At 51.1% G+C, this 10599-nt stretch carries 10 protein-coding genes and 1 pseudogene; 9 read left to right on the forward strand and 2 right to left on the reverse strand.

The genetic code is table 11. The annotated features are described in order from the left end of the window. Window positions 1–224 precede the first annotated feature (224 nt). From ACYVG7_RS01600 to radC, 3 genes are all read left to right on the forward strand, one after another. Complete coding sequence (locus tag ACYVG7_RS01600) at window positions 225–644, forward strand: DUF2787 family protein (RefSeq protein ID WP_460881503.1); 420 nt, start codon at window positions 225–227, stop codon at window positions 642–644. 10 nt (window positions 645–654) lie between these two features. Beyond that, window positions 655–1104 carry a hypothetical protein gene (locus ACYVG7_RS01605; RefSeq protein WP_460881504.1) on the forward strand — a complete coding sequence of 150 codons (450 nt, stop codon included), beginning with the start codon at window positions 655–657 and terminating at the stop codon, window positions 1102–1104. Between the two features lie 82 nt (window positions 1105–1186). Beyond that, window positions 1187–1684 carry a RadC family protein gene (radC, locus tag ACYVG7_RS01610; protein WP_460881505.1) on the forward strand — a complete coding sequence of 166 codons (498 nt, stop codon included), beginning with the start codon at window positions 1187–1189 and terminating at the stop codon, window positions 1682–1684. A 105-nt stretch (window positions 1685–1789) separates the two neighbouring features. Here radC and ACYVG7_RS01615 read toward each other — a convergent pair whose 3' ends face one another. Together ACYVG7_RS01615 and ACYVG7_RS01620 are read right to left on the reverse strand one after the other, a co-directional pair. After that, the gene (locus tag ACYVG7_RS01615; protein ID WP_323580921.1) at window positions 1790–2299 is read right to left on the reverse strand and encodes a cysteine--tRNA ligase; all 510 of its coding nucleotides are present in this window, start codon (window positions 2297–2299) and stop codon (window positions 1790–1792) included. Next, a complete protein-coding gene (locus ACYVG7_RS01620; protein ID WP_460881506.1) occupies window positions 2296–3324 on the reverse strand; it encodes an AAA family ATPase in 1029 nt (342 codons plus the stop codon). The genes ACYVG7_RS01615 and ACYVG7_RS01620 overlap by 4 nt, the downstream gene beginning before the upstream one ends. A gap of 430 nt (window positions 3325–3754) precedes the next feature. On the opposite strand from ACYVG7_RS01620, the gene brxF reads away from it, so the two are divergent. The 6 genes and pseudogenes from brxF to ACYVG7_RS01650 form a co-directional block, all read left to right on the forward strand. After that, complete coding sequence (gene brxF, locus ACYVG7_RS01625) at window positions 3755–4267, forward strand: BREX-3 system P-loop-containing protein BrxF (RefSeq protein ID WP_460881507.1); 513 nt, start codon at window positions 3755–3757, stop codon at window positions 4265–4267. 2 nt (window positions 4268–4269) lie between these two features. Next, window positions 4270–7995 carry a DUF6079 family protein gene (locus ACYVG7_RS01630; protein WP_460881508.1) on the forward strand — a complete coding sequence of 1242 codons (3726 nt, stop codon included), beginning with the start codon at window positions 4270–4272 and terminating at the stop codon, window positions 7993–7995. Between the two features lie 48 nt (window positions 7996–8043). Then, window positions 8044–9489: a DNA methyltransferase gene (locus ACYVG7_RS01635; protein ID WP_460881509.1), complete on the forward strand. Its 1446-nt coding sequence runs from the start codon at window positions 8044–8046 to the stop codon at window positions 9487–9489. Window positions 9490–9560: 71 nt separating this feature from the next. Next, window positions 9561–9869, forward strand: a complete 309-nt coding sequence (gene tnpA, locus ACYVG7_RS01640; protein ID WP_460881510.1) for an IS66 family insertion sequence element accessory protein TnpA — start codon at window positions 9561–9563, stop codon at window positions 9867–9869. Next, window positions 9869–10234 carry an IS66 family insertion sequence element accessory protein TnpB gene (gene tnpB, locus ACYVG7_RS01645; RefSeq protein ID WP_460881511.1) on the forward strand — a complete coding sequence of 122 codons (366 nt, stop codon included), beginning with the start codon at window positions 9869–9871 and terminating at the stop codon, window positions 10232–10234. The genes tnpA and tnpB overlap by 1 nt, the downstream gene beginning before the upstream one ends. Window positions 10235–10282: 48 nt before the next feature. Next, window positions 10283–10599 (forward strand): annotated as a pseudogene (locus ACYVG7_RS01650) (hypothetical protein); the annotation flags it as partial.

The following is a 10599-nucleotide window of genomic DNA, read 5'->3' on the forward strand; positions in this document are numbered from 1 at the left end:
ATGTTATTGAGTGATCGACATGGATGTTATTACGTGATCGGCATGAATGTTATTGAGCGATCGCCATGCGTGGGAATATGCAGGGCTGACCGATGACCTGGCTGTCCTCAGCGCTGTACTGGCCAAGCTTCAGCATCACATCACGAACGACATCCGGCGACGGGTCACCCTTGCACTCGACAAGCTACTTGGCGCACCCACGGCTCCCGTATCCGGAGGTCACCATGAGTCTAGACTTTGATACGCACTCACTCCCGCTGCCGGTCAGCGACGAGTTACTGGCCCTATTGCGTGACGAAACCGCACAGGCAGAGTTCTGTCTTGAGCGCGTCACCGTCATGACACTGCGATTTGAGGACCCAGGCTATAGCCCAGAGCGGGGCGGGTTTCATCCCGTCCATATTCGATTGGTGCGCGGTCTCAATGGCTGGCTTGTGGATTCGGTAACCGACTTTTGTTTTCAAGGGCCTGACTCACCGCTGCGCAAAGAGCTGGATTTCAACCTGCTCGATGGCGAGTACTTCATGCTGGGATGGGGATGGTTGCAACTGCGCGAAGCCTGCGATGTTTTCACGTTGTGGCAGCGCAACTTCCTCTTCTACTCCCTGATGCAGTGCTTCAACGTTTCCATCGACGGTCACTAGGAGGCCCGTCATGACTGCGACACTCCCCCTCTCGATATCCGCGTCCATCAGACTGCAACACTGGGCCCGCCAAGCCGGGCTCGAGCCAACGTTTGATGGCGAACACTGGTTACTGCATCTGACGCCTACCCCGCCAGTCAGTCTGTCGCAGTTACCGCAATCCACCACCCTACATCTGGTGTGGTCTGGACTTACCTGGCAACTGGTTGGGCTGACCAACGCTAGTGACTTCTACGACCAGCGCAAGACAGTGGAGGAGCTGAGCTTTGATGCCGAACGTCACCAGTTCTGGCACTTGCAGGCCAATCCCCTTGACGATGCCTCACCGCCCGTGCTGGAGCAGGCACTGCTCGCGCTCCACCAGCAATTTATCCGGGGCTCACTCACCATCCACACCGATTACCTGGCGCGACCACTGCGCACGAGCACAGCTCACGCCAACAAGCACAGCTCGCCCTAACCCATCCCCACAAAACCGACATAAACCACAAAACATCCCCCGGCCAACCAGCCGGGGGATGTTTTATTTTGGAGACAGCACCATGCCAACCAACAAATTCAAAGCCGGTGAAACTCAGGGCACTTATGTCCTCACCGAACCCGCCACAGCCGAGGACATTCTGAATATGGCCAACCGGCTGGCCCGCGCTCGAGTCACCAAGGGCAAGGCGTTGACCTCGCCAAGCCTCACCTACAGTTGCCTACAAACCCTGCTGCAAGGTTATGAGCGCGAGGTATTCGCCATCCTGTTTTTGGATAGCCAACACCGAGTTATCAAGTTTGAGGAGCTGTTCCAAGGCACGCTGGATGCTGCTTCCGTCTACCCGCGCGAAGTGGTAAAGGCCGCGCTGGCCTGCAATGCAGCAGCAGTGATCCTGGTACACAACCATCCATCCGGCTTGCCTGAGCCCAGTCGCGCCGATCGGTCACTCACAGAACGACTCCAAGCAGCACTGGCCACCGTTGAAATCCGCGTGCTGGATCATCTGGTGATCGGCACCGAAGGGAGAGTGTCGATGGCAGAGCGGGGCTGGTTATAGCTAATCCCCATCAGCGCAAAGTTGATGGGGGGGATTTTTGATCTATGGACTCGAACAACCTAGAAGGAAAAGAAGCAAGCACGAGCCTGGTGGGCAACTATTCAGTTATCCCGCTACCGTCCAGTTCATTTCCGGCTTGAGTGAACGCTGATCAACCACACAAGGGTGAGCATCCACACTCTTTAATTTTTGTTTCATCTTTTGCTGTAATCCCGCTTTCAGCGACTTGGCCGGAGCCAAACGGCCGAGGAGAGGTGATTCCTCCAGATGAAGAACTACGCGGATTCTTTTCGCTTTGATTGCCGCAGCCGCAAATCGCTTTTCATCCTGATCATTGGCATTGCATTTAGCCGCCCATAGCCCCGCGAGGGTGTTACGCAGCTTGTCTGCGATTTCATCGGTTAACTCACTAGGCTTGGTGCGTTGATGGATCCGATAGTCTTTGACTTCGATCAGCCAGCATGTTTGCCCATCGATATATGCCAAGTCCATCGCTTTGATACCATCCATCATCGTGATGAACTGGTTACGGTAAAAACTCATCTCATCGTATTTACACACCAAAGCCTCATCCGGAAAGGTAAACGTCAACGCCCCTTCAGTGATCTGCGTCATTCACCGTACCCCAAATAGCGATCTGACTGTTCCAGCTCTTCATCCAGTAGCACCAGCGTCTGGATATCTTCCAGCTCATCTGCCTGCTCAAGCACAGTTCCCTCTTCACCCTGGCTCAAACCAAAGTAACGGCGAGCAACGCTCGCATAGTCGCTGCGAGCCAACACTTCAATCTCGCGCAGCAAAAACAGCGAATGGCTGGCGATAAAAATCTGAATCCCTTGTTCCGCCAGCGACAGAATTACCTTGGCCAATATCTTGATTAGTTTGGGGTTCAGGTTTGATTCTGGTTCATCCCAAAACAAATACCCCTGCTCGAGTAGTACACCAGTACTGATCAACCGCGCCAACATTGCCAGTTTTCGCAAACCTTCTGCGACCAGCGGCATCTCCAACTTCTGGCCAGACTGCTGTAGATAAAATCGTCCCGTATTGGCCTCAACAAGAACTTTTCCGTCCATGGCCTCTTCCAGTGGTTGCATCAGTTTGGCAACCAACTTTTCTCGAGGGCCTCTTACCGATGGAGCCCCCAGCAATGAACAGGTATCGCGCCAGGTCTCTTCAAATTCCAGATGGTAGTTGTCGTACAAGTTGATAAACCAAGGGCAAAGCGTAACGAGTTCTCGGGTCGGCAAATAGACGGGCGGTTGGCTCAAGTTCGCTTGCGGGACAATTTCAACCTGAACACCGGTCGCCGCATTGGAAGCAAAATTGATCTCGCAATCTTGCTGAGAGTCAGCCATCTGCAGTTGAATTTCACAGCGCTCACGCCCTTGTTTGCGTTTTACCAGTCGCCCCAAGCTTTCTGGCCTAAACACACCCATCAGCTTTTCGGCATAATTTTTTTGCAAACCAGTTTTTGAAAGATCCTTACCGGTATTGACGCTTAGCAACGAGTAGATGGCTTTGAGCAAATGCGTCTTGCCACAACCATTTTCCGCAACAATCACATTGAGACCCGGCGCGAACACCATGGTTTCATTGGGTAGAGTGGTGAAGTTCTTAAGCTTGGCCTGCTTTAACATGATTAAAAATCCAGATTGAAATTTTTATCCGCCTTGCGGCTTTTGGACACATCGGTAGATCAGGGGTGAATGGTATCACTCATGCTCGGCATGCTTGTCTGTGTGAACCGTCATTTCCATACCAGATTATGACAATCCTGTACTACTGTTCCGGCTAATTGGTCCATTTGAGCAGTTGCACCTCGGGATTTCAACTCCGAGGTTCGGCATCCATCAGGTCTCAACATGTGTCAAAACTCTCGTGACCTGGATCATCACCGACAGAGTGTGGAAGCTCTATTGGCAAGTGGGCGGCCGTAACCTTAACGCCAAATAGACAAAATACTCAAAACCTCGGAAAAAACCCTGTTCGCCTCACGGTTTCCGTTGGGACACTGTAACGCTAAGTCGCTAGAATGGTTTCAGTTATTCCTGTCAGTAAACTCAACAGATGATCGGGCAAAACATCACATTGACACGCGTATCCTCAGCACACGAGTTACACGCCGAAACCAAGGCAGCCCTCGGCCGGGTAGCAGACCAATCCAGTGCTCTGGTGCTGGTCGTCAATGCGCCAGAGCCAGTTATAGCCTCTGCGTTGCAGAACGACGCGGCAACTAAAATCGACATATCTGAGCTGCTGTGTGAACGTCTGTTACCGCTATCAAGCCGCGATCGAGCACGCAAGGCAGCTGACATCATCGCTCAAATGCTTAATGGCGCAGTATCCGATGTGGTATGGCTAGACAGAGTTCAGGTGCTGTTTGAACCATCCTTAGAGCTGGACCCTTTGCGCCAGCTACAGGAATTAGCGCGTCTCAAACCCATTATTGCTATCTGGCCAGGCCAGATTTCCGGACAGTTCTTAACCTTTTCAGTCCCCGGGCGGGATGACTATCAATCTTACTCAGTGAACGATCTGGCTGGCATACCGATCATTCACGTTACCGAGCAGAGGGAATAAAAATGAAAAAGTACGGAGAGCTCATTCAGTTCGAGCCCGTCACCACCATCATCAAACTTAAAGAGTCCGCAGAGCAGCATAAAGCGCAGCAGTTGGTGGCGTCTTATGTCATCTCGGACAAAATGTCGCAAAAGCTGGCGGACATCATCATTCCACAGCTGCAGTTTGAAGAGTCCGTTGATAACAAATCTCTCTGGGTGGTCGGTAACTACGGTTCAGGTAAGTCACATTTGATGTCGGTGATCTCGGCGGTGGCCGAATTTCCAGAACTGGCACAATTCATCACTAACGACAAGGTTCGCGAAGCTGCGAACAAGATTGCAGGCAAGTTCAAAGTTATCCGCTTTGAAGTCGGAGCGAGCAAAAAAGCCTTTGCCGATATTGTCACCGACAACCTGACATCAGGCCTGGCCGAGATGGGGATCGACTACCAATTCCCAGCCATGGATGAAATCTCATCCAATCATAAACCCTACTTTGAAGAGATGATGGCGCTGTTTCACGAGCGCTATCCCGACCAAGGTTTGCTGCTGATCTGCGATGAAATTCTCGATTACCTGCGCTCTCGTAATCAGCAGCAACTGCCGTTGGATATGGCGATGATGCGCGTGATGGGTGAAGTGATCGATGGCACCCGTTTCCGTTTCATCTGCGGTGTGCAGGAAGCCATTTTCGATAGCACGCAACTCGCATTCGCCACCCAAGAAGTCAAACGCATCCGTGACCGGGCCGAGCAGGTGCTCATCACCCGTGACGATATCAAATATGTCGTCGCCGAACGTCTGCTCAAAAAAGATGCCCAGCAACTGCATTGGATCCGCGAGTATCTGCAGCAATTCACCCCTTGCTTTGATCGCATGAACGAACGCCTCGACGAATTTGTGCGCATGTTCCCAGTGCATCCTGACTACATCAATACCTTCGAGCGCGTGCGGGGCGCGGGTATTGAGCAACGTCAGGTACTGCGTAGCCTGTCGCGACAGATGCAAGACTTGATGGAACAGGTGATACCTACCGATAAGCCAGGTGTGTTTTCTTACGACACCTACTGGGATGAGCTAAGAAGCGACCCTAGCGCCAAAACCAACCCGGAGATCGGGCAGGTTATTGAGGTCGGTGAAACCCTATTTACGCGAATCGACCAAGCCTATCCCACCGCTACGGAGATCGATTTTGCCAAGCGCTTGGTAGCCGGATTGGCCATCCATCGTTTGTCCGTGGGCGATGTCTATAACGAGATGGGGGCCACAGCCGCCGAACTGCGTGATTCCCTTTGCCTCTATCTACCCGGCATCGAACAGTTGCCAGGTGAGAAGAGCAAAAACCTGGAAACCCAGATCGTCGCGGTATTGACCAAGATCCGTAAAACCGTCAACGGCCAGTTCTTCTCCAAAAACAAGGCTAACGACCAGTTCTTTTTGGATTTGAAAAAGACCGAAGATTTTGATGCCTATATCGAAAACAAGGTGCCCTTGCTGACGGATGATAGCCGTAATGGCGCATATCGTGTCGCAATGTTGGAAATCCTTGGAGAACCTGATCGACAACACACCAGCACTCAGATGTGGGAACATCAACTGAAATGGCTGGACCGTAACGTTAATCGGCCTGGTTGGTTATTTCTTGGCTCACCCAATGAACGCGAGACAGCCAAACCGCCGCTCGACTATTACATGTACTTTATTCAGCCCTATAACCCGCCCAAGCTGAAAAAAGAGTTTATCCGTAGCGATGAAGTGCTGTTTATCCTGCAAAACGCCGACGCCGAGTTTGATCGTTGCTTGAACTACTACGCAGCAGCCATCGACTTGCATGCCTCGGCTACCGGTAACGCTAAGAATGTGTACAAACTCAAGGCTGAAGGCTATCTCAGAGAGATGCAGACTTGGCTCAAGAGCCACTTCAAAGAGGCCTATATTGCCCAATACGATGGGCAAAGTAAGCCGATGATGGACTGGATCAAAGGCACCTCAGTTCGCAGTATTTCCGGGCTTGGCGATAGCCAGATCGGCAGTCTCAAAGATATCTTCGAAGCCGTTGCCAGCCACATTTTGGCCAATCACTTTGAAGCATTGGCACCTGAGTATCCCACCTTTAGTCAATGGATCACCTACGAGAACATCGAAAGCGCAGCCAAGGATGCGTTAAGTGTGGTCTCTGGTGGTGCGGCCACCAAGCGCGCCAATGCCGTGCTCGATGCGTTGGAATTACTGGATGGCGATAAAATCGCTCCGCTGCAATCGCGCTATGCCCAAGCCGTTTTGGCTGTCCTGCAAAGCAAGCAGCAAGGGCAAGTGGTCAATCAGGTCGAATTGCTGGAGGCCATCAACTCCCGCCTCTACTTTAAACCCGATAGCTTCCGCCTGGAGCCAGAATGGCTGCTGGTATTGATCGCCTGCTTGGTTTACAGCGGCGAGCTCGAGTTGGTGGTGGTCGGCCATACCCTGACCGCCAGCGATGTGGTCAAGTTCAAGTCCATTGCCTTTGATGTGCTCAGAGACTTTAAACATATCCAGGCGCCCAAGGATTTTAATATCACCGCGTTAAAAGCTTTGCTCACCCTGCTGGAGATGAACGATGGCCTAGCCACCTCGATCCAGCAAGGTAATGAAGACGTGGTGCGTGAAATGTTAAAGCGCACCGAGGCGCTGATTAACGAGCTGGTCAAGGGGCAGCAGAGCGTTAAGGATCGCTTGCCACTGTGGGGGCAATCGGTTCTGGAAGAGAGCGAGGAGCAGACGCTCTCCACCCAGCTGAGCGAGCTGAAGAACTTTTTGGAAACCATTGCGCGCTACGACAAACCCGGCAAGCTGAAAAATCTTAAGGTGACTGCCGCCGACATCGCCACATACCAACAGATGCTGCAGGCATGGCACAACTTTGTGCAGCTTAAAACCGTAGTGGGCGATTTGGCACCCCTATGCGCCTACCTCAAAGAGGCGCAGCTGGTACTGCCTGAATCACATGCTTGGCAAGAACAAGTCAAGCTGGCGCGTGATGCCCTACGCCAAGGCTTGGCCAATCCGTCTCTGCGCGGTGATAACAGCTTTAAGGCCGCGCAGCTCAGCACATTGTCGGCACTGAAAACCGACTATGCCAAACACTATGTTGAGCTCTATATGCGAGCGCGTCTCGACAGCAACGAAGAGAAGACCAAAGCCAAGCTGTTGAATGACGAACGCTTGGCTGAGCTGGAGATCTTAAGCGGTATAGCCTTGCTCCCGGCCACACAACTGGCTGAGTGGCGTAAAGAGGCGGCGCAATTGCAAGCCGCCAAGCCTATCGACCCCAAGCAGCTGGCGATGAATGCCAACCCCATGGAGTTTAATGCTCGCCAAGAGAGCGGCAAGGCGCCAGCCAGCGAACAATTGAAGAGTCTGGAGCAGCGGCTCGACAGCCTGCAAAGCGATTGGCTCAGTAACCTCAGCAGCTTGCTGGATGACCCCTTTATTAATCTGGATCTGCTCAAAGCCGAACAGGCACAGTTAATTCATGATTTTATTCAGCAAGGGCAGCTACCTGACCCACTGGATTCCGCCTTTGTTCAGGCGGTCAATCTGGTTCTCGCCGGGTTGGAGGAGGTGCGAGTCAGCGCCGCCGAACTCGTGCATGCACTCGGTCAAGGTTTACCTCAGGGGCGTGACGAAATCGCTGAGCGCTTTAACCGCCTGCTGAACAAACTCTGTCAGGGCAAAGACATCGCGAAAGTTCGCATCATCATCGATTAATCAAGAGTTGCGGGGCGGTATTAAGCCGCTCCCGCTATAGGAAATGCCATGCAACAAGACAGCTTATTTTCCAGTGATAGCCCACAACAAGATCAGGTGGCAGGTCCAGTGACCTGCTTAGGCAAAACCTTTGCCAACGATCAGGCTCGCCGTGACTATTTTTTAGCCCTGCTGGCAGAAAAATTAAAAGATCCAGAATTTCGTAAAATTGAAGGGTTTCCCATCGGAAGCGATGAAGATATTTTAAATCTGAGTGATCCGCCCTATTACACGGCCTGCCCTAATCCTTGGATTGGCGATTTTATTGCGGAATGGGAAGCACAAAAACCTGATACTGATGAGGAATATCATCGCGAGCCATTTGCGGCAGATGTCAGTGAAGGGAAAAACGATCCTATTTATAACGCTCACTCCTACCATACCAAGGTACCGCATAAAGCCATTATGCGTTATATCCTGCATTACACCAATCCGGGGGATATTGTTTTTGACGGCTTTTGTGGAACCGGGATGACCGGTGTTGCTGCGCAGATGTGTGGCGACCGCGGAACAGTCGCTTCGCTGGGCTATCAGGTCAAAGCCGATGGCACCATTTTGCAGGAAGAAATTAACGACAACGGGAGTATGGTGTGGAAACCGTTCTCAAAGCTTGGCGCTCGTAAAGCGGTGCTAAATGATTTATCACCTGCAGCCACTTTTATTGCCTACAACTATAACACTCCTATTGATGTTTCCGAATTCGAAAAAGAAGCTGCCAGAATTATTAAAGAAGTTGAAGAAGAGTGTGGATGGATGTATGAAACGCTCCATACAGACGGCAAAACAAAAGGAAAGATTAACTATACAGTTTGGTCAGATGTTTTTATTTGCCAAAGCTGTGCGGGAGAGGTGGTTTTTTGGAATGAAGCAGTAGATACACAAGGGGCAGGAGTAAAAAATGAGTTCTCATGTCCCCATTGCTCCGCATCACTAACCAAAAGAAGCATGGAGCGATCTTGGGATAATTATTTTGATTTTGAAATAAATCAAGCAGTGAGGAAGACAAAACAAGTTCCTGTTTTGATAAACTATACTTTTAACAAAAAACGCTTAGAAAAGAAACCTGATGAGCATGATTTAGATTTAATAAATTGCATAAATAATATTAAAGGTGATTATTGGTTTCCTACAGGCAGCATCCCAAAAGGGGATAAGACCAGCGAACCTTTGAGAATTGGAATCACAAATGCACATCACTTTTACACAAAACGAAACCTTATTACATTAGCTGCATTTAAAGCCAAGATACAATCTGTATCAAATCGATATCTTAGCTGGTTTACATCTGCCCTAAGTTGGACTGGTAGAGAAATGCGACTTCACCTTGGAAATTATTTCAATGGTGGTGGTGGTGTGATTACTAGCCTTAGGGGGGCAATTTATATCGCGTCTCTTTGTGTCGAAACAAATGCAATTGAGCGACTTGCCTTGAGAACAAGGTGTAAGCGCCCTTGAATCGGCATCTGTTTTTTCAGAAATCAGCTCGTCACACTTGAAATCCATTACCTCTTCGTTGGATTTTCACTATGACCACTCAAGAACGTGCTGATTTTTGGCGACAGCAGATCACCGCCTGGCTTGACTCCGGCCTCTCCGGCCATGCCTTTTGCAAAAGCCAGGCACTGGTCTATCACCAGTTTGCTTACTGGCGCAAGAAGCTCGAACAGCCTGCGGCTGCGGCCTCGGACTCTCTTCCCGGCTTTGTCAGAGTCGCCATGCCTGTTCCTGTCACGAACGAAGTCGGCTTGACACTCACCTTACCCAACGGCATCACTCTCTCCGGGTTACATCCGGGCAATATCGACTTGCTCGGCGCCATCATGAGGCAGTTGTAATGCGCCCTCGTTACCTGCGTCCGGCTCTGACCATGCCGCAGATCTATCTCTATCGGGCGCCTATCGATTTTCGTAAACAAGTCCATGGTCTCGCGGCGCTGGTCGAGCAACAACTGGGGCACAACCCATTCACCGGTGCCCTCTATGCCTTTACCAATCGCCGCCGCAACAAGATCAAGTGTCTGATGTGGGAGGACAACGGCTTTGTGCTCTATTACAAGGCCCTGGCCGAGGAGAAGTTCAAGTGGCCATCGTCTGCCGATGAGCTACTATCCCTCTCTTCCGAGCAGATAAACTGGTTGCTCGATGGCTACGATATCTCCTTGATGCAGGGCCATAAAACACTGCATTATGAGACGCTTTAATACCGCCAACCTCGTGCTTTACCGCCTTGTTTTTGTTATAATTTCCTCATGAAAATGACGCCGAAAAACCTCACCCCATCACCTGTTCTCAGTGGCCTTAGCGCCGCTGAGTTGTTGGCGGTTATTGCTGATTTTCAGCAAAAGCTGGCGTTAAAAGAAGAGGTCATTCGCACCCTCGATCACTCTCTCAAGTCCAAAGAACAAGTCCTTCAATCCAAAGAAGATGCTATTCAGCGGCGTGACGCCCATATCCTGTTACTCGAAGAGCTGCTGCGTCTGCGGAGGATCCAGCGCTTTGCCGCCAGCAGCGAGAAACTCCATCAGCTCCAGCTCTTTGATGAGGCAGAGCTGGAAGCGGACATGGA

The organism is Pseudaeromonas pectinilytica (assembly GCF_054780855.1).